Raw genomic sequence first — 21843 nt, 5'->3', positions numbered from 1 at the left:
TTTTATACTTTCAATGTGTTGGCATATTTACCAACGCCAAATTGTTTTCTGTAACGGTTGGCATGATAAGCAATTAATGGTGAACCTACAGCAGCAGGTAAAACCCAAAGTAACCAACCCATATTTCCTAAGGCCTGAAAAAGGGCTCCATTTTGAACTAAAAAAGCTGTAATGCTAGCGATAAATGCGCCTCCCATTAAATTCATATGGGCGAACCACCACCACATTTTATCGGGTTTGGTATTTCTAAACCCTTTGATGTTGAGCCACGCAGTATTGGCAGTGAAAAACCCGAAAATAATGGACAGATAACCAAAGCTTGAGGAAAAATTGCTCAAGACTAAATACCTAATTCCCGCCCCAAAAAGAGTTAAGCCAAAAGCAATGGCAATAAACGCGGCAATCCAATCAATAAGTAATGGCTTCAATGTTTTTTTCAGCTTCAATACCCTTTGCCCAGCAAATGTCATGTAAAAACTGAATACAGCTATTATGGTAAGAAAGAAGTTAAACCTAACGAAGCTTACAATTAAAATTGCGCTAATGAAGATCCAAGCCATAGACCAAAAGAAAACCTTTCCGGCAGCGCGGTGAATCTTACCTCCTTTTCTACCAAAAAAGGCAGCCAAAATTCCTGAAAGCAAAGTAGTAACCCCTGCAGTTACGTGAGATAAGATGAGTACTTTCTCCATGATTGAATTCTTAAGGTACAAGAAAAAATGAGGTGCTACCGACTTTCGACAGCACCCTTTATTTTAATTTCCGCAGCTTGCCATTAACTGTTCTGCTACTTCAATTCCCCAAGTAGGCTCAAAGCTTTTTCCTTTTTCCTCAGCATTAAAGAGAGGAATGCTTTTCTGCGCCAAACCACAGGCACCTGCTGTAGAAGAACCGAAGAACTGTGCTGTACCAAATTGCATTTGAGCCATTAAAGCCATTGCTCTAGGATTTTCAGGGTTTAATTTCATGGCATAACCAAAAGTTTGTGTTGCCAAGCCCGATAATGATTGTCCTCTTGAGTTTGGATCGGCCGCCAATTGCGCCATAAAATAAAAGCCTTCTAAAGCCACAACCTCACTATTGTTAGGCGCAAGCTCTTTCGCTTTTTCAACAAATGGCTTAGCCTTATCTAAAAGTTGGTCTTTGGCTTTTACGCCTTCTGCCAATAATGAAGCATTAATATAACTAAGGGCAGCGTAATATTGAGGGTGCCACTGTTCGCTCGCATTAGATGTTATACGTTCAAATTGACCGGCTGAGGCTTGTAGGTTTTCTAAATTTCTTTCAGCCCCCATCGACTGCAAGCCCTTTACCATGGCATTCATATAAGCCTCTTGGTTTTGCGCATTTAAGGTGAAACTAGTGATAAAAAGTGCGAGTAAGATTGTTAGCTTTTTCATGTTATGTTTTTTAAAGTTTTTGAGTTCGTTTTCTAATGATGACACTAAAGTGCAGGGAAATGATTGGCTTAGAAAAAAAGTGTTACCGAACCGTAGAATCTTCAGGATGAACCGTAGAGTGAGAAATTTCAAAGGGCCAAAACTCAAATTTCAAAAGTTCTCAGCTAATAAAAGCCGATATTAAATGTTAAACCGGTAAACCTTTTCAGGACGATACAGTATCATTTCTGCCCCCATAACCTTAGATGTACCGTCTACTAGAAAACCACTGTTCGAGGCGCATTAAATAGATGAAAAGTAAGAAGCTCATACAGCCGCATTAGTCTATTATCTAATGTCTAAATACTAACTACTTGTTACTAAAGATTGTCCAGCTGATTCTCTTGCCCATCTTTGGTCAGGGTGATGAAAAGGGCTAGAAAAACGAAACGCTTGGCGCCTTGCCCAACCTCCTGTCGCTCGTAAATACCTTGAGCGTTTGCTTGATCTGCATATTGGTAGCCAAACACATTATCACGTCCAAAAATATTGGAAGAAGACATGTACAGGATGATATTCGGCTTTATAAGGAAAGCAGCATTCAAACTCAAGTCGTGAAAAGTTGGCGTTTTATCATTCTGAAAACCAGACTTATTCGGGTTGTGAAATGGCCTGCTCGAAGCAAAATTATAAGTAGCTCCAAATTGAGTTCTTAACGGCACTACAAAATGTTTGGCCACAAAAGAGAAGTTGTGATTAGAAACGAAGGAGGGCGTGGCCAAACTTGAGAAATCTCGATAATCTCTTTCTGAATCCACATAGGAGTAAGAAACCCAGTAGTCCGTATTTTCGAAACTCTTGCTGTCTCTCCAAAATACATCCACTCCTTTGGCTTCTCCAAAGCCAGCGTTTGAGTAATTATTAGGGTTGAAATCATTCTCGACAATGAATTTCACTAAGTCGTCATATTTTTTCAAATAGGTTTCTACCCTGAAAACACGATCATTATGAATGTATTGATAGTTCAGAATGTAATGCGTTGCCTTCTCTGGTTTTAAATTCTGATTTACCAAAGCATAGTCGTTTTGCGCTGATTGCAAATACTGCCCATAAGCCAATGAGAACTGCCCTTTTTCCGTCAGCTTATAGGACATTGCCAATCGCGGATTCACCCACGTTTGGCTCAATAATGAAGAGTGTACTAAACGCAACCCCGTGCGCACTACAAACTTATTCGAAGCGAAATAATCCGTTTCAACAAAAGTGCTCGCAATATTTTCTTTAAAGTCGAAGGCATCACTTGGCCCGTTTTCTATGTTGAATTTGCTGGTGTATTTCTTAGCAAAGAACTCTGTACCCATGTTCACGCTCACCTTTTCTGCTGCTTCCCAGTTAAAAGCGAGCTTGGCGTGAACACCTTTTTCGTCCTCCTCAATCTCATCGGTATTGAAGTCAATTTTCTCTTGATTCAAAGTGGTAGAAACCCCAGCCCGAACCGTCCAACGGTCAGCAATAATATCTTTGTAGCTCGTATTCAAATAGAAGTAATCGTTACCAATCGAAACAGTGTCTTTTGCTCCATCATTATTAATATTGTGTTGGCGAATGCTCAGGTTCGAAATGTCCATGTTGGTGTACACCTTCAGCAAACCACTTCCACTCACTTTTTGTCGAAAAACTAATTCGGCTACTTTTCCATTAGGTGCCTCTTTCCAATCAAAGTCTTGTTTGATTAAATCCTGATAGGGGCGTAAATCGGTGTATTGAACCTTGCCAGAAATACTGGCGTTTTCCCACTTTTTGGTGTAAGCCAAATCTCCACCAACCGTCATTACCGAAATATCACCTTGAGTTTTCTCGGCAATATCGTTGGAGTTTAAAACCAAGGCCGAAGAAAGCGCCTGGCCATATTCAGCAGAGTACCCGCCCGTACTAAATATGGTACCTTTAAATAAAAAAGGGCTAAATCGACCACGGGTAGGTACATTTGGAGCGGTAGCACCAAATGCATTTCTCACCTCAAGTCCATCAATAAAAACCTTGGTTTCGTAGCCTTCGCCTCCCCGAACAAACAGTCTTCCTGACTCGCCCACTGTGGCGGTACCCGGCAAAGTGTTTATTGCGCCCATAATATCACCCGCAGCACTAGCCGTAGTTACGATATCAAGGGGTTTTAGAACAGTCACCTTTTTAATATCGCTGGCTTCAAATGCCCCTGCGGTAATGGTTACGCCATCTACTTTATTGATTTGTTCTTCTAAAATGACTTCCACCTGAATTGGTTGGCCATTCAATTCAAGTGTTTTCTCGAAGACCTTAAAACCCACAAAGCTGACCATCAAAGTATGTTGACCTATTTTACTCGTTTGGAAGCTAAAGGAACCATCATTTTTAGAATTAGCACCATCAAATGAACCTTTGATATAGACATTAGCAAAAGGGATTGATTGCCCTTGACTATCGGTTACTTTTCCTGAAATAATAGTTTGCGCACTGACTCCCATTGAAAAGAGTAGCACCAAAAGAATGAATATAAAACGATGCATTGTTGTTGTTTTTTGAGTTCAGCCCCGTGGGCTCGTTGTTAGCTCAAATGTGCAGCGTATCGTTTCCGAATTGAAATAAGTCTTACCGAATCGTAGAATTAAGCGGATGAGTTGTGAATCGCAGAAAGCAAGTGCATGTATCCCTTATTTCATTCTATACCGCTTATTCATCCTGATCATAGGCATCAGTAATGGTTTTTCAATACAAGCCCATTATATTAGCTAACAAATCAAAACCTTATGAAAACCAAGACCTTATTTTTCCTCTCGCTTTTCTTTGTCTGTTTAATACAAAGCTGTGGTTCGGGAACCACTCAAGAAACCACAGAAGTAGAATATGGTAACCCTCCTGCCGAAGGCTTTAACCTAGAGGGTTCAGACCCAAAAGCCATTGAAGTGGCCGACCAAGTAATGGAAGCCATGGGTGGGCGAAAAGCTTGGGACAATACCCGGCATATTTCATGGAATTTCTTTGGATCACGCGATTTAGTTTGGGACAAATGGACAGGTGATGTACGCATTGATATGCGCAATACTACTTTCCTGATCAACATTAACGACAATACTGGAAAAGCATTTATTGATGGTAGAGAAATCACCGATTCTGATACCTTAAATAACCTAATTGGTAGAGGTAAAAGTGCTTGGATCAACGACTCCTATTGGTTGTTAATGCCATTTAAACTGAAAGACTCGGGCGTTACACTTAAGTATTTGGGGGAAGAAAAAACCAATGAAGATGTATTGGCCGATAAGCTTGAATTGACATTCGATAAAGTAGGAAACACCCCAAATAACCGCTATTGGGTATGGGTAGATAAAACAGACCATTTGGTTAAGCAATGGGCTTATTATCGGAATGCGGCTGACACTACCCAAGGCTTCAATGTTCCTTTCAGAAATTACCAAAAAATGGGCAACATTTTAATTTCAGGAGACCGAGGCGAACGCCAACTAACCAACATTATGGTATTTGATGAATTACCTTCTTCTGTTTATAAGTCAAAAGAAAAGCCAGATTTGGCTGCAATGAAAAATCCATGAAAAGACTGATTTACTTATTGCCCGTTCTCTTTTTATTGGGCTGCGGAAGCTCAGAAAAAAAGGAAGAAGAAAGTAAAGTACTCACGCCTTATTGGCAAGCCCAAAATTCAGGTTCGAAGGCTAGTTTACGAGGGCTTAATGCAGTAACTGAAAATGTGGCTTGGGCCAGTGGTACCAAAGGCACAGTACTCAGAACAATTGACGGAGGAGAAACTTGGGAAGATGTGAGCATTGCAGAAGCTGACACCATCGACTTTAGAGATATTCAAGGTTTTGATGCCAATACAGCCATTGCGCTAAGTGCAGGTCTACCAGCGGTGATTTACAAAACCACTGATGGCGGTCAAAGCTGGCAGCAAAAATATCTTTCTATGAAAGAAGGCACTTTTTATGATGCCATGGACTTTTGGGACGATCAAAACGGAATCATTTTTGGCGATGCGATAGATAGCCGATTGCTTATTCTGAAAACCAAAGATGGTGGTGAAACATGGCAAGAATTACCTTTCGAACAAAGACCAATCGCTAAGGAAGGGCAAGGTGGTTTCGCTGCTAGTGGTACTTGCTTAATTACGAATGGAAATTCAGATGTTTATATAGGCTTGGGCGGAGAAGAGGCTAGCCTTTTTTACTCTTATGATAGAGGTGAAACTTGGGAGAAAACCATTACACCGCTTCAATCGGGCGAATCCACTGCAGGGATTTTTTCCATTGCATTCAAAAATGAAAACGAAGGTCTGATGGTCGGTGGTGACTATCGTGGAGATTCTCTTACCCGAATCAATAGCGCTTATACCTTAGACCGTGGTAAATCATGGTTTCCAGTAATGGCTTCTTTAAAACCACAAGGTTACCGATCTGGGGTTGCTATTTTCAATGATTTAGTTTTGGCCGTAGGCAGAGAAAGCTGTGATTATTTTAGAGAAGGAATGGAAGGTTATGCACCAATGGAAGGTAAATATTATTCTGTAAGCGTAACCAAAGATAATAAAGCTGCCTATGCTTCTGGCCCTGGAGGTTCAGTAGCAAAGTTGGCTTTTAAAGAATAAAAAGAAGGATTGTCAGGCTGTAATCAAGTAAGCCATGAAAGTGCGTTTACTTGATTACAATTTTTGCACTTGGTTTTTTAGTAAAATCATCCTTCTGGAAAAGTCTAAATATCCAACTGACACTTCTGTTATCTTCCGACAACTCATATTCATCATTTGAAACTGACTTGATCTTAGTGTCAAACTCTATGATTTGTTTATAAGCGGCATCTCCAAACATTATCGCTGCCATTTCTAAGTCAAGCTCTTCGTCTTCTTCCATTTCAAGTTCCTTTTTGAAATTATCAATTGTTCCATTGAAGTCAGTCCTTTCAAAGGTTTTGCCATTTTGAGTAAAAAACGTTGTCAGTTTTGTTGGCCCTACCTCAGTTGAATCACGATAAAACTCACTCATTCCCTGATTCAAAGCATCTACGTTAGTAAAATCAAATAGAACCGTATATTTCAATTTCTCTTGATCAAACTCCTTCCTCCAGTTTGATACTCCAGCTATCGCCTCCATTCGAGTGTTTTTCTCCTCAAAACTAACCTCGATTTCGTCCATTATCTTAATTACCTCCTCATCCGCCCCACCTAATGAATTCATCATTTCAGCCATTTCACTCATGTCAACAGTCATGGAGTATGTACCACTTCCATCTCTTTTAAACATAAATTTCTCGATAATACTAATGCAGGAGGTAAGACAAACCGAGAGGATAAGGATACAGACGATCGAGATGATTTTCTTAGTGATTTTCATGGGCTTAAAATTTGAAATAAATATAAGCGATTAGCCCACATCAGATTCCAGCATCAACAAAAAAAATTACTAGGGTAAAAAATCAAATTCTAAACTTCGAAAATGACTTCATTATTAGGTATCCTAAAACGTTCTGAATAAATGCCTCCTTCGGCTGCGGGGCCACAACCAATCACCATAGTTACTTCGGCTTTTCTAGGGAGCTTAAGGAATTTCTTAATCCGAAGCGAATCCATTCCTTCCATTGGGCAAGTATCATAACCTTCGGCTTTCATGCTGAGCATAAAAGTTTGCGCAGCCAAAGCCACACTTTTATGGACACTGATACGCACATCGGTGGCATTCCCATGTCTTACCATTGGCCTATTTAGGCCTACAAAAAAGAAGATGCATTTCTTAATAAAGCCCCAAACGCCAAATGGATCGTTGTAGTAATATTTAGGAATTAGGCTTTGATAATAGTTAAGTGCCCTCTTGGCTGCCTTGGTTTTAGGTTCGCCATAAACCCTTTTCATTTCTTTTACCAAAGCCCTTTGCCTTGTTTTCCAAAGGTCTTTTCGGGCCACAAACACCACCAGTTCTCTAGCGGTTTTTGCAGCTTTCTGATTCATGCACATCCAGCTGATCTTCTCTCGTGCTTTATCGGAACGGATTCTGTAAAACTCCCAAAGTTGCATATTGCTACTATTGGGTGAAAGAATAGCCCTTTCCAAACTTCGCTGAACAGCATTTGGGTCGAAATCTGCTTGGTCGTCATAAATCCGCACTGACCTTCTTTCTTCCACAATCTTGTTAAATACTACCGCACTTTCTTTGATGTTATCCATACACTAAGGGAATCAAGGTTTCTGATAAAACAGCCAAAAGAAGAATAGCTACAATATTAAGAATAAAACCCGCCCTAATCATTTCCTTCATAGGGATCATTCCAGAAGAGAACACTATTGCATTTGGTGGAGTAGAAATGGGCATCATAAAGGCATAACTCGCGGCCAAGGTAACTGGCAAGGAAAGGTACATGGGGTTAATATTTAAACTTAAAGAGATGCCCAAAACCACTGGCACAAAGATAACCGCAAGGGCTACATTACTCATAATCTCAGTCATAAACAGCATAAAAGCACTTAAGCCCAAAACTAATAACAGTCTACTGATATTCCCTTGTTGTGCAATCGCTTCGCCCACAATCTGAACAATTTCAGTAGTTTCCATTGCCTTAGCCAAAGTAAGGCCTCCGCCAAAAAGCAACAGAATACCCCAAGGTAATTTCTTAGTGTATTGCCAGTCCAATAGAAACTCTCCCTTTTTCAAACTCACTGGAGTTGCAAACATAAGTATGGCTCCTATCATTCCTATCAAGGTATCATTCAGCAACGTGGTGTTAAACCAAGTATTTAAATTTCCTCTAAGAATCCAGGCAACTGCGGTAAATACGAATATAATGGCCACCAATTTTTCTGCTCGGCTAATCTTTCCCAGTGATGTGATTTGGTCATCAATAATTTGAGATGAGTCAGCCAGATTCTTGATGCGACTCGGAAAAAGTACCCTAGTCAATAAAAAATAGGTGATAGTAAGCATGATGAAACAAGTAGGTAAACCCACTTTCAAATACTGAGAAAAGCTCACCTCATAATTCATCATTTCACTCATAAAGCCCACCCAAGCCACATTCGGTGGAGTTCCTATAATGGTTGCGGTACCTCCAATATTGGCGGCATAGGCAATGCCTAGCATAAGTACCAATGAAAACCTCTTTTTCCCTTTGTCTTCTGTATTGTCCAACTCTAACAAACTGGTAATCGACAGCGCAATCGGGAGCATCATCACTGTTGTGGCGGTATTGCTAATCCACATAGACAGAAAGGCTGTGGTGAGCATAAAGCCCAATATTATTCCATTAGGGTTGGTTCCTGTTAAACGGATTAGGTTCAGTGCAATTCGTTTGTGTAGGTTATGTTTTTCCATTCCCAAGCCCAAAATAAAGCCCGCCATGAACAGAAAAATAATGGGGTTTGCATAAGGTGCGGTGGCTGCATTTGCATCGAAGACACCGGTAAGCTGAAACAAGACAATAGGAAGTAAAGCAGTAACAGGAATGGGAGCAGCTTCGGTAATCCACCAAGTAATCATCCAAGCAGCAATACCAACCACCTTCCATGCTTCAGGAGATATCCAGAAATCGGGAGAAAAGGTTAGGATGAGAAAAAATACTAGGGGTCCAGCAAATAGGCCAAAAATTTTTGCGCCTTTGAAATCAGGTGTGCTCATTTTATATTTTGGATGACCTACTAAGATAGTATTTTAATAGAGTGTTCTTAAGTGTAGGCGATTCAAATTCCTGTTTTTCTGACAGACCTAAAAAAAGAAAAGAGCCCCAACCTCGAGCTCTTTTTCTTAATCAACCTTAAAATACTAAAAACTAACTATGTATAATCAACCTTAATCTATATTCTTACCTGATAAGTATTGTTTGTCAATTCTTCTTTCAAAACACTTATGGGTAGGTATACCGAGAATTGAATTAAATTGTTTCAGTATCGAGAATAAAATTTCGTTAAAAAAGGTTAACGTTTTTTCCTTTCACAGAAAGCACAGTTGCAATTCGGTCAAACGGAACATCTCAAGCAATTAATCCTTTGGCTTAGCCATTTATTGTTCTATTTTTGCCACAAATTTAAACCCGCTGTAATGAGTGTTTTAGTCAATAAAGATTCTAAAATTATAGTTCAAGGATTTACCGGTTCCGAAGGTACTTTCCATGCTGAACAAATGATTGAATATGGTACAAATGTAGTTGGTGGTGTTACTCCAAATAAAGGAGGTCAGCTACACCTAGGCAAACCTGTTTTTAATACTGTTGAAGACGCAGTGACTTCAACAGGGGCAGATGTTTCCATTATTTTTGTTCCACCTGCTTTTGCGGCTGATGCCATTATGGAAGCGGCTGATGCTGGAATATCTGTAATCATCGCTATTACTGAAGGAATTCCTGTAAAGGATATGGTAATGGCTAAAGAATATATCAAAAACAGAAATGTTACTTTGATTGGCCCTAACTGCCCAGGTGTAATTACTCCTGGCGAAGCTAAAGTTGGTATCATGCCTGGCTTTATTTTCAAAAAAGGTAGAATTGGTTTAGTATCTAAATCGGGTACTTTGACTTACGAAGCCGCTGACCAATTGGTGAAAGCTGGTTTAGGAATTTCTACTGCAATTGGTATTGGTGGTGACCCAATTATTGGAACTCCTACTAAAGAAGCAGTAGAGCTTTTAATGAACGACCCAGAAACGGACGCTATCGTTATGATTGGTGAAATTGGTGGTAACTACGAAGCCCTTGCTGCTGAGTACATTAAATCAACTGGAAACAAAAAGCCTGTCGTTGGATTTATTGCTGGTCAAACAGCGCCTCCAGGTAGAAGAATGGGCCACGCTGGTGCAATCATTGGTGGAGCAGAAGATACTGCAGAAGCTAAAATGAAGATTATGTCAGAGTGTGGTATTGTTGTAGTTAACTCTCCTGCAGATATCGGAGCTACAATGGCTGAACTATTGAAAGCTTAAGAAGAATAAATTTTAGAGAATATTGAAAGCCTCATTTTGAGGCTTTTTTTATTTCCTATTGGGTAGGAGCAAGTTGGTTCAAGGCAATCCAAGCCATCAGGCCAATCCCCAATTCAATGGCATCTTCGTCTATGTTGAATTTAGGTGTATGCACCCCCAAAGTAGTTCCCTTTTCTGAATTTCCTGTTCCCAAACGATAGAAGCAAGAAGGTACCACATGCGAATAGTAGGCAAAATCTTCTGCCCCCATCCATAAATCTAAATCCACAATATTTTCTGCACCGAGATAAGCTGTTGCGGCCGCACGTGCTGATTGCGTAGTTGTAGGATCATTGGTTAAGTAAGGGTAACCAACATCAATGAATACATCACAACTCCCTCCCATTGCCTCGGCAAGTCCTTCAGCAATGTTTCTTATTTTTTTGTGTGCCTCAAAGCGCCACTCTTCGTCCAAAGCCCGAAAGGTTCCTCCGATTTTGACTTCATCGGGAATGATATTCTGCGCATGGCCTCCTTCAATTTGCCCGAACGAAAGCACGGTTGGTTTTTTAGGATCAGCATTTCTGCTCACTACTTGCTGTAACGCCACAATGATATGCGATGCAATCAGAATAGGGTCAATCACTTTATCAGGCAGTGCAGCATGCCCCCCTTTTCCCTTTACTGTAAGGTAAATCTCATCCGCACTGGCCATGTATTGCCCTTCTCTAAAGCCAACTTTACCCGTTGGAATATATGGCATCACATGTTGCCCAAACATATTATTTGGTCTAGGGTTTTCCAAAGCTCCATCTTTAATCATTAAAGACGCACCCCCTGGGTTTTTCTCTTCCCCCGGCTGAAAAACAAGCTTTATAGTTCCTTCAAACTGATCTTTAAGTTGCACTAAGATACGAGCAGCTCCTAAAAGACATGACGTGTGGACATCGTGACCACAAGCGTGCATTACACCTATGTTCTTCGATTTATAAGCAACATCATTCTGTTCGGTAATCGGCAAAGCGTCCATATCGGCACGCAAAGCCACCGTTTTGGATGCTGGATTCCTTCCTTCAATTAAAGCTGTTAAGCCAGTTCCAGCCACTCCTTCCTTTGGTTCGATTCCTAATTTACGTAACTCAGCAGCAACGTATTTTGCGGTTTCAAACTCCTTGAAAGAAAGCTCGGGGTTTGCATGAATATGCCTACGAATATTGACAGTATCCTCTGCATACTGAGCAGCAAGCTTTTTTACATCATTCAACAAACTCATTTCTCAAGCTTGAATTGCTCTGGAACTACAGTAGCGGTTGGGTAATATTTCTTTATCTTTTCATAAAGCGGTTGGGCTTCTATCTGCTGATAGAACTCTCCAATCTTCACGAAATAGGTCGGTAATTTATACTGAATTTGAGCCTCCATTGCTGGAAGAATATCAAAAAGACGGTTTCTAATTCTACCTGCCTCAACTTCGTTGGTACCAGAATAAACCATTATGGTATAACCAGAAAGTGTTGCCAAGGTGTCATTTCTCACCGCAATGGAATCCATCACGGCATCCATCTTATCTGATATTTCATAAGTTGAGCGGATGGCTTGATTCTTTATTACTTTGATTGTATCGTCCTCCTTAGATTGTACTTTAACAGTTGGGCGATATTTCGATAAATCATCAGAATAACTCAAATCAACATCATCTCCCTTTACATCCTTTTTAGGGATAGCCTGATTGGTACAGCCAACCGCCAGCAGGACTACTGCCAGAGTCATTAAGGTATTTGAAATAGACTTAATCATTAATAACTACGCATTTATTGCTCAGAATATCTTCTTCGACTTGCTTAAACTTAACGTCATTTTTAATGGTTCCGTCTTGATACTGAACATTTACTCGGTCGTTTCTTCCATAAATCTTTTCAGACTTAATAGGAGCTGTTTTTTCTACCGGAGGTCTGTTTCTAGTATCCTGTCTTCCTGCCAATGCAGATTTAGATTCTTCCTTACTCTCATTCAATTTCTGCTGACTTCCTCTACTTCTCGCCTCTTGTACTCTATCTGGCGCTTGTTGAGGAATATCGGCTTTGGTTAAGAAAGAAACGGTTTCTTCATTTACTTTAGAAAGGAAGGCTTTAAACAATTGGAAAGCTTCGAATTTATAAATCAAAAGTGGATCCTTCTGCTCATAAACCGCATTCTGTACCGACTGCTTCAAGTCATCCATGTCGCGAAGATGCTCTTTCCAAGTTTGGTCAATTACAGCTAGTGTAATAGATTTTTCCATCGCCTTGATCAACTCAGCATTCTCTGTTTCAACAGTTTTATTAAGGTTAACAGCCACTCCAATCTGCCTTTTTCCATCAACAAATGGAAGGAGAATATTTTCAACCGTAGCACCTTTTTCTTGTTGAATATGCTTCATCAACGGCAATGTTTTTTCCGCTATATTCTTGTTCTTCTTGTTATAATCTGCATAAACCTCTTCATACAGATCATTGATAAGCGTGTTTACATCAGATTGCGTGTATTGATCCAAATTAATTTTGGTATCCATACCTAAAGTGCCAATACAACTCAGTTTGAATCCATCGAAATCGTTTGTTGGTTTTGTATTGTTCACGATGTCTTCACAAGTGTCGTACATCATGTTCATAATATCCAACTGTAGACGCTCACCCATCAGCGCATTTCTTCTTCGTTCGTAGATCACAGAACGCTGTTGGTTCATGATGTCATCATACTCCAAAAGTCGTTTTCTAGTACCGAAGTTATTTTCTTCCACCTTACGCTGTGCTCTTTCAATAGATTTGGAAATCATGGAATGCTGAATCATTTCACCTTCCTTCAATCCCATTCTATCCATTAACTTGGCCACTCTGTCTGAGCCAAAAAGCCTCATTAGGTTATCTTCTAACGAAACAAAGAATTGAGATGAACCTGCGTCTCCCTGACGGCCTGCTCTACCTCTCAACTGACGGTCAACTCGTCTTGACTCGTGTCTTTCTGTACCAATAATGGCAAGTCCACCAGCGGCTTTAGATTCTGGCGCTAGCTTAATATCTGTTCCACGACCCGCCATGTTGGTAGCAATGGTTACCGTTCCTGGTCTACCGGCAGCAGCTACAACATCGGCTTCTCTAGCGTGTTGCTTCGCGTTCAATACTTGGTGCTCAATCTTTTTAAGATGAAGCATTCTACTCAATATCTCTGAGATTTCAACCGAAGTAGTACCCACAAGTACTGGTCTGCCTTCAGCAGTTAACTCAACGATTTCATCAACTACGGCATTAAATTTTTCTCTTACCGTTTTATATACTTTATCCTCTCTGTCTTCTCTTGCAATTGGTCTGTTGGTAGGAATTACCACTGTATCCAACTTATAGATTTCCCAGAATTCACCTGCTTCTGTTTCGGCAGTACCTGTCATACCCGCCAATTTGTGGTACATTCTGAAGTAATTCTGCAATGTGATTGTAGCATAGGTCTGAGTAGCGTCTTCTACCTTCACATTTTCCTTTGCTTCAATGGCCTGGTGTAGTCCGTCAGAATATCTACGGCCGTCCATTACCCTACCGGTTTGCTCATCTACAATTTTCACCTTACCACCATCAAGGATGTATTCTGTATCCTTTTCAAACATGGTATAAGCTTTTAGCAGCTGGTTCACGGTATGAATGCGCTGGCCTTTTACGGAGTAATCTTGAATTGCTTCTTCCTTTTGTTTCAGCTTTTCCTCATCCGATAAAGCATCATCTTTCTCTAGTCTGGCAACTACTTCTCCAATATCGGTCATGATAAAGAAGTTTGGATCTTCCCCTTCGCCAGTAATCAAGTCTGTACCCTTCTCAGTAAGGTTTACCGCATTAGTCTTTTCATCAATAGTAAAGTAAAGCGGTTCATCTGCCTTAGGCATGTTTTTCTGATTGTCTTGCAGATAGAAGTTTTCCGTTTTCTGCATTACCATCTTCATTCCTGTTTCACTAAGGAATTTAATCAATGGCTTATATTTTGGAAGACCACGGAAGGCTCTAAATAAGGCTAACCCACCTTCTTCCTCATTTCCTTCTTTAATTAATCGTTTGGCATCGTTCAAATACTGAGAACATAGCTTTCTTTGTGCGTCTACTAATTTGGTTACACGTGGCTTCAATTCATGAAACTCGTGTTCATCCCCTTTAGGAATTGGCCCCGAAATAATTAATGGAGTTCTAGCTTCATCGATCAATACTGAATCGACCTCATCGACCATAGCATAATGATGCTTGCGCTGCACAAGTTCTTTGGCTTCTCTGGCCATGTTGTCACGCAGATAATCAAAGCCAAACTCGTTATTAGTTCCGTAAGTAATATCAGCACGGTAAGCTTGTCTTCTTTCTTCAGAATTAGGTTGGTGCTTATCAATACAGTCGATGGTAAGGCCATGAAACTGGAATAATGGTGCCATCCATTCTGAATCTCGTTTTGCCAAGTAGTCGTTCACCGTAATTACGTGAACCCCTCTTTCGGCCAAAGCATTTAAATAGGCAGGTAAGGTAGCCACAAGCGTTTTACCTTCACCAGTAGCCATTTCAGCAATTTTACCTTGATGTAAAACAATTCCACCAATAAGCTGAACATCGTAGTGAAGCATTTCCCAAGTCACCTCGGTGCCCGCTGCTAACCACTTATTCTTCCAAACCGCTGTATCACCAACAATTTCTACCTGAGGGCCAATAGCCGCAATTTGCCTGTCGTGCAAAGTGGCCTGAACTTCAAGTTTACCTACTTCTTTTAATCTCCTTGCGGTTTCCTTTACTACGGCAAAGGCATCGGGAAGCACATCCATAAGTACTTTCTCAAGTTCTTCATCGCGCTTCTCTTCCAGTTTATCTATTTGATCAAAGATGCTCTCTTTTTCAGCAATTTCAAGACCAGTTTCGCTATCAATTCTTTTATGAAGTGCCTCTAGCTCTCCATCAATTTCTTTAAGGTAGTCTTTAATCCTTCCTTTAATTTCTTGGGTCTTCCCCCTTAAGGCCTCATCAGAGATGTTGCTCATTTCGGCAAACGCCTTATTGATCTTGTCAACGTAAGGTTTTACCTCTTTAATATCGCGATCTGACTTTGATCCGAAAACCTTTGCCAACCCCTTTGTTAAAAAACTCATACTGTATTTTTAATATGGTCTAAAGTTAATTTCTTGTATAGAAAAAGGAAACATAAGCTTGATTTATATTCACAGCTCGATTACTCCTTCAAATACTTTTTCAGCAGGACCTATCAAATAGATATCCTTAAAAATATCGCCCTCTTGGTTAAAAGAGACTTGAAGTTCTCCACCAACAGCATTAAGCCTAATGGGCGATTCTGCACCCTTCAGTGCAAAAGACAATGCTGCTGCAGTACAACCAGTACCACAAGACAAAGTCTCGTTTTCAACCCCTCTCTCATACGTCCTAATTACAAGTGAGTTGTTTGGGCACTCCTCAATAAAATTCACATTTACTCCATCCTCTTTAAAGCGGTCAGAATAACGAATGTCCCTACCTGTTTGCACAACATCAATATCGTGTGCATTCGGTACATATTTTATATAATGAGGAGAACCTGTATTAATTAGAAAGTCGTTACCGATCAATTCATGTTCGGCAACATCATTCATTAATAAGTGCACTTCATCTTCATCAATAAAAGCTGAGTGAACCCCATCAATGGCTAAAAACTCGGTTTCATTGCCGATAATCCCTAAACTTTTGGCAAACATAACCGCACAACGGCTTCCGTTACCACACAAACTCTGTGAGCCATCAGGGTTAAAGTAAATCATTTCGAAGTCGAGTTCGGGGTGATTCTCTATAAGAATGACACCATCTGCGCCTACTCCGAACCTTCGATCACACAATCTTCCGATGAGCAAAAGGTCCGATTTATCGAATTTCAAATCACGATTATCGATCATTACGAAATCGTTGCCTGTACCTTGATATTTATGAAATTGAATCACCACTGATAAATTCTTATTTGGTGGGCAAAGGAACAATAAATGCGCCTCATTTAAAAAGGTGACATATTGGCGTAGAAAAAGTATAAGGCATAAAAAAACCCCCAAAATGGAGGTTTAAGTTCTTTCTAAAGGAATGACTATTTAGTCAATTTCTCTTTAATTCTAGCAGCTTTACCATGTCTACCTCTTAAGTAGAATAATTTAGCTCTTCTTACTTTACCTTTTCTAAGCACTTCGATTTTATCGACATTTGGAGAAAGAAGTGGGAACACTCTTTCAACACCAACACCGTTAGAAATTTTTCTTACTGTGAAAGTCTCACCGTTTGTGCCTGGGTTTTTTCTCTGAATTACAGTTCCTTGAAACTGCTGAATTCTCTCTTTACCACCTTCTTTAATCTTCACGTGCACGTTGATAGTGTCACCTGGATTGAACTGTGGCATCGAAGTTCTTACTTCGTTATTTTCTTGCTCTATAAATTTGATAAGATCACTCATGATTTCTATCTCTAACAGCCTCGTCTAAAATCGGACTGCAAATATATGGAAAATGTTTTTGTAACAAGCAGGCTATCAATAATTTTTTATTCATCTAGCAATCCAGGTCGCCTAGCCCTAGTTCGCGCTACAGATTGCTCATACCTCCACTCTTCAATCTTGGCCTGATGACCCGACAAAAGCACTTCTGGAACAACCATTCCTTTATACTCCGCTGGCCGTGTATAGACTGGTGGAGCTACCAAATCATCTTGAAAAGAGTCCGTCAGAGCCGAAGTTTCGTCAGACAATACCCCGGGCAGCAATCTAATTATAGCATCCGCCACCACAGCGGCTGCCAATTCTCCTCCTGATAGCACATAATTTCCAATACTAATTTCTCGGGTAATAAAATGCTCTCTTACTCTTTCGTCTACTCCTTTATAATGACCGCACAGTAAGATAAGATTCCCTTTCAAGGAAAGCTCATTCGCAATTCCTTGATTAAGCAGTTCCCCATCAGGAGTCATATAAATGACTTCATCATAATCACGCTCAGCCTTTAATTTAGAAATACACAAATCAATCGGCTCAATCATCATCACCATGCCTGCCCCACCACCATAAGCATAATCGTCAAGTTGACGCTGCTTACTGGTTGAGAATTCACGCAAATCATGCACCACCACTTCTGCCAAACCTTTATCCTGCGCTCTTTTTAATATAGAGTGTGAAAAAGGACTATCAAGTAATCGAGGTAATAAGGTGATGATGTCAATTCTCATGATTAGTCTTCTAAATAAACATCTACCAAGCCTTCAGGAACAAACATGTGAATTTGATTATTCTCTTTGTCTATTTCCTTTATCAACTCATCAGTCAACGGAATCAATACTTCCTTAGAAGTTTTATGCTTTACCGATAGCAATGTTTGTGGGCCAGCCTCAAACACATTCTCTATCATGCCAACAGCGTCATCCGTATTGACATCGATTAACTCTAAGCCTACGAGTTCATGAAAATAAAAATCTCCTTCCTCTCGTTCTGGAAGAGTAGATAAAGGCAAGTAAAGCGCACAACCTTTAAGCGACTGTGCTAACTCTAGAGAATCCGTATCCTCAAACCTAACAATGGCTTTATCTCCATTTAAGGAGATAGCGGTAATAAAAAAAGGAACCAGTTGTTGCCCTTGTTGGACAAAAACTGATTCCAATGTTTTATATTCATCAGGATAGTCCACATCTAACAAGATTTGAACCTCACCTTTTAAGCCGTGCGGTTTAACGATATACCCTAATTGGTAACAATCTTCAACCGTCATGACCGAATAAATTAATCTTCTTTTTTCTCTTCAGCAGCTGGTGCTTCTTCTGCAGCAGGAGCCTCTTCAGCTGAAGCTTCTACTTCTTCAGTAGCTTCTTCCTCAACAGCCGGTGCATTAGCAGCCTCTGCTTCTGCTTTTCTAGCAGCAATCGCCTCAGCTCTTGCAGCATTCACTTTAGCTTCCGCTTCCAACTTCGCTTTCTTAGCGTCATCTTTTGCTTTTGCTAATTGCTCTACTTTACCAGAAATTTGAGATTCTTTACCGTCTAACCAAGCCTGATATTTTTTATCAGCTTCTTCTTGAGTAATTGCTCCTTTGATCACACCAATCTGAAGGTGTTTTCTTAAAAGAACTCCGCGGTAAGAAAGCATTGCCTTTACAGTATCTGTAGGCTGTGCCCCATTCATAACCCACTGAAACGCCTTCTCATTATCAATATTGATAGTAGCTGGGTTAGTGTTTGGGTTATAAATACCAATTTTTTCAATAAAGCGACCATCACGTGGTGCTCTTGCGTCTGCGATAACTACATCGTAAATCGCTTGCTTCTTGCGGCCTCTACGGGCCAATCTGATTTTTACTGCCATTTAACTTTTAAAGTTTAGCGAGGATCACGTCCTCTAATCTTTGAGATCACGTCTCAAAAATGGACTGCAAATGTACGGGTTTTTCTTTAATAGAAACACATACCTTTCATTAAAATTCAAACCACCTTGATTCTAATACACTATACTAATTATAAAGTACTTAGCTCAGCATTCAAATATAATGAGAACACACCAATTCAAGAGACCAAGACGAGACACCCACCCGCTATTATTGTCTTTGGCTCAAGAAATTACTCTCCCCACAAACACAACCCTAAGCCCCTAAATACGATTAAGAACAAAAACCTCATTCTGATATATAAAAATAGACACATTTATATAACCGCATAAACGGTTTTCAATAACTAAACTAAAGATCTACCTTTGGTACTCATAAGAGGCAAACACCTGTTCATGGATAATTATTCTTATTTAAGCAATGCAGATCCTAAGGCTTTAGAAGCCCTTTATCAGCAATTTAAAAATGACCCCAACAGTATTGATGAGGGTTGGAAAAAATTTTTCGAAGGTTTTGAGTTCGCTCAAACAGAGTATTCAATGTTACCAGATGGTCAGGCTTCGAGCACTGCTCAAACTACAACTGGTAGTAATACTGTTTCTGACAAAGAGGTTCAGGTAAGAAACCTGATCCACGCTTACAGAACGAGAGCGCACCTAAGGTCTAAAACCAACCCTGTTAGGGAAAGAAAAGATAGAAAACCAATTCTTGATTTGGCTGACTTCAACTTAAGCGAGTCAGACTTAGATACTCAATTCATCTCTGGTGAAGAGTTGGGAATTGGCAGAGCGCCTTTAAGAAAGATTATTGAAACGCTTAAATACATTTACGAAGGAACTGTCGGTTTCGAATACATGTATGTTCGTGATCCTGAAAAATTAAAGTGGCTCAGAGAAAAAATCGAAAAAGATGCGCTTTCATTTAAGCCATCTCACGCCCAGCGCGAAAGAATTCTTAGCAAACTTAACGAAGCCGTAGTTTTCGAAAACTTCCTTCACACCAAATATTTGGGTCAGAAGAGATTCTCTTTAGAAGGTGGAGAAACTACAATCGCTGCATTGGATGCTATTATTAATAAAGGTGCCGAACTTGGTGTTAAAGAAGTAATGATTGGAATGGCCCACCGTGGTCGTTTGAATGTTTTGGCCAATATCATGGGCAAAACCTACGAGCAAATCTTTAGCGAATTTGAAGGCAATTCTACACCTGACCTTACCATGGGCGATGGTGACGTTAAATATCACATGGGATTTTCGAGCCAAGTTACTGCGGTAAATGGCGAAAAAGTTGAGCTTAAACTAGCGCCTAACCCTTCCCACCTCGAAGCAGTAAACCCGGTGGTTGAAGGCTTTGTAAGGGCCAAAGGTGATGAAGAATACAATAGAGACCGCTCTAAAATACTACCAATCCTTATTCATGGTGATGCAGCCGTTGCCGCACAAGGCATAGTATATGAGGTTACTCAAATGGGTAATCTTGAAGGCTACAATACAGGCGGAACTATCCACTTTGTAATTAATAACCAAGTTGGTTTTACTACAGACTTTGACGATGCTCGTTCAAGTATCTATTGTACCGATGTAGCAAAAATTATTGACGCACCTGTACTTCATGTTAATGGTGATGATCCAGAAGCGGTAGTTTTCTGTGTTCAGTTTGCTGCTGAGTACAGACAAAAATTTGGCGAGGATATTTTCGTGGACATGGTTTGCTACCGTAGACACGGCCATAACGAAAGCGATGAACCTAAGTTCACGCAACCTTCACTATATAATGTGATTTCAAAACACCCGAACCCGCGTGAGGTTTACAATAAACAACTAATTGAAAAAGGTGCGATTGAAGCTGCTTTAGCTAAGAAATTAGACAAAGAATTTAGAGCACTTCTTCAAGATAGACTCAATTTGGTGAAGCAAAAGCCACTTCCGTACATCTACCAACCATTGGAAGAAGAGTGGAGGAACTTGAGAAGATCTAAACCAGAAGATTTTGAACAGTCTCCAGAAACTGGAATTTCAAATGATACGCTCAAGAAAGTAGCGGACGCCCTAACTACTATTCCAAAAGGATTTAAGCCTTTAAAGCAAATAGAAAAGCAGCTGAAACAGCGTAAAGACATGTTCTTTAAAGAGAAGTCTTTGAACTGGGCCGCTGGTGAACTTCTGGCTTATGGATCGCTTCTATTGGATGGCAAAAAAGTACGTTTAACGGGTCAGGATGTGCAAAGAGGAACCTTCTCGCACAGACACGCTGTATTGCACGATGCCAACACCAACGAAGCCTACAATAGTTTAAACCATCTTGGAGCAGATAATAAATTCGAAATTTATAACTCTCTGCTTTCAGAATTTGGCGTAATGGGCTTTGAATTTGGCTACGCCATGGCAAACCCAAATGCTCTTACATTATGGGAAGGCCAGTTCGGTGATTTTGCCAACGGTGCCCAAGTAATGGTAGATCAGTTCATTTCATGTTCTGAAACAAAATGGCAACGCATGAACGGAATGGTGCTTCTTTTACCACATGGTTATGAAGGCCAAGGCCCAGAGCATTCAAATGCAAGACCTGAGCGTTACTTACAGTTGAGCGCTGAATACAATATGGTAGTGGCCAATATCACCACTCCAGCCAACTTCTTCCACGCATTGAGAAGACAGTTGACATGGGAATTCAGAAAACCATTGGTGGTGATGTCGCCTAAATCTTTATTGCGCCATCCTAAGGTAGTTTCACCAGTAGAGGATTTTACTTCGGGTCGTTTCCAAGAGGTAATTGGCGATGATTATGCAACTGCTAAATCTGTAAAACGTGTTCTTCTTTGTTCAGGAAAAATCTACTACGATTTGCTTGAGCGCCAAGAAACAGACAAGCGTAAGGATGTTGCTATAGTGAGAGTTGAGCAAATTCAGCCATTCCCAACTAACCAAGTGAACGAAATCCTAAGCCAATATAAAGGTGCGGAAGTTTTCTGGGTACAAGAAGAGCCTGAAAACATGGGTTACTGGTCGTTTATATTAAGAGCCTATAAAGACAAAGTCCTTACATTAATATCTCGTAAAGCGAGTGCTTCACCTGCAACAGGTTACGCCAAAGTACACGCTGCCGAACAAGAAAAATTAGTCGATCAAGCTTTCGCAAAAAATTAAGAAAT

General features: G+C 40.3%; 18 protein-coding genes. 4 read left to right on the top strand and 14 right to left on the bottom strand.

Features of this window, described 5'->3' with window-relative positions; genetic code table 11:
• Positions 1 to 2: 2 nt before the first annotated feature.
• The 3 genes from MB14_RS04385 to MB14_RS04370 all read right to left on the bottom strand — a co-directional run bounded on the left by MB14_RS04385 (position 3) and on the right by MB14_RS04370 (position 3925).
• Positions 3 to 692, bottom strand: coding sequence for a hypothetical protein (locus MB14_RS04385; RefSeq protein ID WP_062589138.1), 690 nt, complete (start codon positions 690 to 692; stop codon positions 3 to 5).
• 63 nt (positions 693 to 755) lie between these two features.
• Positions 756 to 1400, bottom strand: a complete 645-nt coding sequence (locus tag MB14_RS04380; protein WP_062589135.1) for a hypothetical protein — start codon at positions 1398 to 1400, stop codon at positions 756 to 758.
• Positions 1401 to 1759: 359 nt separating this feature from the next.
• Positions 1760 to 3925 (bottom strand): TonB-dependent receptor, encoded by a 2166-nt coding sequence (locus MB14_RS04370; RefSeq protein WP_084375961.1) that lies wholly within the window; start codon positions 3923 to 3925, stop codon positions 1760 to 1762.
• Positions 3926 to 4165: 240 nt separating this feature from the next.
• Between MB14_RS04370 and MB14_RS04365 the strand changes: the two genes are divergently transcribed.
• Both MB14_RS04365 and MB14_RS04360 read left to right on the top strand, forming a co-directional pair.
• Positions 4166 to 4969, top strand: coding sequence for a hypothetical protein (locus tag MB14_RS04365; RefSeq protein ID WP_062589129.1), 804 nt, complete (start codon positions 4166 to 4168; stop codon positions 4967 to 4969).
• The gene (locus MB14_RS04360; protein ID WP_062589128.1) at positions 4966 to 6018 is read left to right on the top strand and encodes a WD40/YVTN/BNR-like repeat-containing protein; all 1053 of its coding nucleotides are present in this window, start codon (positions 4966 to 4968) and stop codon (positions 6016 to 6018) included. Before MB14_RS04365 ends, MB14_RS04360 begins: the two co-directional genes overlap by 4 nt.
• 46 nt (positions 6019 to 6064) lie before the next feature.
• On the opposite strand, the gene MB14_RS04355 is transcribed toward MB14_RS04360, so the two are convergent.
• The 3 genes from MB14_RS04355 to MB14_RS04345 all read right to left on the bottom strand — a co-directional run bounded on the left by MB14_RS04355 (position 6065) and on the right by MB14_RS04345 (position 9031).
• Positions 6065 to 6760, bottom strand: coding sequence for a hypothetical protein (locus MB14_RS04355; protein WP_132644106.1), 696 nt, complete (start codon positions 6758 to 6760; stop codon positions 6065 to 6067).
• Positions 6761 to 6849: 89 nt separating this feature from the next.
• Positions 6850 to 7587, bottom strand: coding sequence for a nitroreductase family protein (locus MB14_RS04350; protein ID WP_084375960.1), 738 nt, complete (start codon positions 7585 to 7587; stop codon positions 6850 to 6852).
• The gene (locus MB14_RS04345) at positions 7580 to 9031 is read right to left on the bottom strand and encodes an SLC13 family permease (RefSeq protein WP_062589123.1); all 1452 of its coding nucleotides are present in this window, start codon (positions 9029 to 9031) and stop codon (positions 7580 to 7582) included. The genes MB14_RS04350 and MB14_RS04345 overlap by 8 nt, the downstream gene beginning before the upstream one ends.
• 420 nt (positions 9032 to 9451) lie before the next feature.
• Between MB14_RS04345 and sucD the strand changes: the two genes are divergently transcribed.
• Positions 9452 to 10327, top strand: coding sequence for a succinate--CoA ligase subunit alpha (gene sucD / locus MB14_RS04340; protein ID WP_062589121.1), 876 nt, complete (start codon positions 9452 to 9454; stop codon positions 10325 to 10327).
• Positions 10328 to 10382: 55 nt separating this feature from the next.
• On the opposite strand, the gene MB14_RS04335 is transcribed toward sucD, so the two are convergent.
• From MB14_RS04335 to MB14_RS04300, 8 genes are all read right to left on the bottom strand, one after another.
• Positions 10383 to 11579 (bottom strand): M20 metallopeptidase family protein, encoded by a 1197-nt coding sequence (locus tag MB14_RS04335; RefSeq protein WP_062589119.1) that lies wholly within the window; start codon positions 11577 to 11579, stop codon positions 10383 to 10385.
• The gene (locus tag MB14_RS04330) at positions 11576 to 12103 is read right to left on the bottom strand and encodes a hypothetical protein (protein ID WP_062589116.1); all 528 of its coding nucleotides are present in this window, start codon (positions 12101 to 12103) and stop codon (positions 11576 to 11578) included. The genes MB14_RS04335 and MB14_RS04330 overlap by 4 nt, the downstream gene beginning before the upstream one ends.
• Positions 12096 to 15449, bottom strand: coding sequence for a preprotein translocase subunit SecA (secA, locus tag MB14_RS04325; RefSeq protein WP_062589114.1), 3354 nt, complete (start codon positions 15447 to 15449; stop codon positions 12096 to 12098). The genes MB14_RS04330 and secA overlap by 8 nt, the downstream gene beginning before the upstream one ends.
• A 69-nt stretch (positions 15450 to 15518) precedes the next feature.
• Positions 15519 to 16391: a diaminopimelate epimerase gene (dapF, locus tag MB14_RS04320; RefSeq protein WP_311316234.1), complete on the bottom strand. Its 873-nt coding sequence runs from the start codon at positions 16389 to 16391 to the stop codon at positions 15519 to 15521.
• 32 nt (positions 16392 to 16423) lie between these two features.
• Entirely contained in the window at positions 16424 to 16783 is a 360-nt protein-coding gene (gene rplS / locus MB14_RS04315; protein ID WP_053224041.1) for a 50S ribosomal protein L19, read from the bottom strand.
• 86 nt (positions 16784 to 16869) lie between these two features.
• The gene (gene trmD / locus MB14_RS04310; protein WP_062299880.1) at positions 16870 to 17547 is read right to left on the bottom strand and encodes a tRNA (guanosine(37)-N1)-methyltransferase TrmD; all 678 of its coding nucleotides are present in this window, start codon (positions 17545 to 17547) and stop codon (positions 16870 to 16872) included.
• A 2-nt stretch (positions 17548 to 17549) separates the two neighbouring features.
• Positions 17550 to 18083 (bottom strand): ribosome maturation factor RimM, encoded by a 534-nt coding sequence (gene rimM / locus MB14_RS04305; protein WP_062589110.1) that lies wholly within the window; start codon positions 18081 to 18083, stop codon positions 17550 to 17552.
• Between the two features lie 11 nt (positions 18084 to 18094).
• Complete coding sequence (locus MB14_RS04300; RefSeq protein ID WP_062589107.1) at positions 18095 to 18673, bottom strand: 30S ribosomal protein S16; 579 nt, start codon at positions 18671 to 18673, stop codon at positions 18095 to 18097.
• A gap of 414 nt (positions 18674 to 19087) precedes the next feature.
• Here MB14_RS04300 and MB14_RS04295 point away from each other — a divergent pair, with 414 nt between their 5' ends.
• Complete coding sequence (locus MB14_RS04295) at positions 19088 to 21838, top strand: 2-oxoglutarate dehydrogenase E1 component (RefSeq protein ID WP_062589105.1); 2751 nt, start codon at positions 19088 to 19090, stop codon at positions 21836 to 21838.
• The last annotated feature ends 5 nt before the right edge of the window (positions 21839 to 21843 follow it).

Source organism: Roseivirga ehrenbergii, assembly GCF_001593005.1.
GTDB lineage: Bacteria > Bacteroidota > Bacteroidia > Cytophagales > Cyclobacteriaceae > Roseivirga > Roseivirga ehrenbergii.
Note: the sequence above shows the minus strand (reverse complement) of the source record. Positions and strands in the feature narration are given on the sequence as shown.

Excerpts from the sequence above, each read along its gene's own strand:
- MB14_RS04380 (WP_062589135.1), bottom strand. The coding sequence starts at position 1,400 with ATGAAAAAGCTAACAATCTTACTCGCACTTTTTATCACTAGTTTCACC.
- MB14_RS04350 (WP_084375960.1), bottom strand. The coding sequence starts at position 7,587 with ATGGATAACATCAAAGAAAGTGCGGTAGTATTTAACAAGATTGTGGAA.
- sucD (WP_062589121.1), top strand. The coding sequence starts at position 9,452 with ATGAGTGTTTTAGTCAATAAAGATTCTAAAATTATAGTTCAAGGATTT.
- MB14_RS04355 (WP_132644106.1), bottom strand. The coding sequence starts at position 6,760 with ATGAAAATCACTAAGAAAATCATCTCGATCGTCTGTATCCTTATCCTC.
- rplS (WP_053224041.1), bottom strand. The coding sequence starts at position 16,783 with ATGAGTGATCTTATCAAATTTATAGAGCAAGAAAATAACGAAGTAAGA.
- MB14_RS04345 (WP_062589123.1), bottom strand. The coding sequence starts at position 9,031 with ATGAGCACACCTGATTTCAAAGGCGCAAAAATTTTTGGCCTATTTGCT.
- MB14_RS04385 (WP_062589138.1), bottom strand. The coding sequence starts at position 692 with ATGGAGAAAGTACTCATCTTATCTCACGTAACTGCAGGGGTTACTACT.
- MB14_RS04330 (WP_062589116.1), bottom strand. The coding sequence starts at position 12,103 with ATGATTAAGTCTATTTCAAATACCTTAATGACTCTGGCAGTAGTCCTG.
- MB14_RS04370 (WP_084375961.1), bottom strand. The coding sequence starts at position 3,925 with ATGCATCGTTTTATATTCATTCTTTTGGTGCTACTCTTTTCAATGGGA.
- trmD (WP_062299880.1), bottom strand. The coding sequence starts at position 17,547 with ATGAGAATTGACATCATCACCTTATTACCTCGATTACTTGATAGTCCT.
- MB14_RS04295 (WP_062589105.1), top strand. The coding sequence starts at position 19,088 with ATGGATAATTATTCTTATTTAAGCAATGCAGATCCTAAGGCTTTAGAA.
- MB14_RS04300 (WP_062589107.1), bottom strand. The coding sequence starts at position 18,673 with ATGGCAGTAAAAATCAGATTGGCCCGTAGAGGCCGCAAGAAGCAAGCG.
- secA (WP_062589114.1), bottom strand. The coding sequence starts at position 15,449 with ATGAGTTTTTTAACAAAGGGGTTGGCAAAGGTTTTCGGATCAAAGTCA.
- MB14_RS04365 (WP_062589129.1), top strand. The coding sequence starts at position 4,166 with ATGAAAACCAAGACCTTATTTTTCCTCTCGCTTTTCTTTGTCTGTTTA.
- rimM (WP_062589110.1), bottom strand. The coding sequence starts at position 18,083 with ATGACGGTTGAAGATTGTTACCAATTAGGGTATATCGTTAAACCGCAC.
- MB14_RS04335 (WP_062589119.1), bottom strand. The coding sequence starts at position 11,579 with ATGAGTTTGTTGAATGATGTAAAAAAGCTTGCTGCTCAGTATGCAGAG.
- MB14_RS04360 (WP_062589128.1), top strand. The coding sequence starts at position 4,966 with ATGAAAAGACTGATTTACTTATTGCCCGTTCTCTTTTTATTGGGCTGC.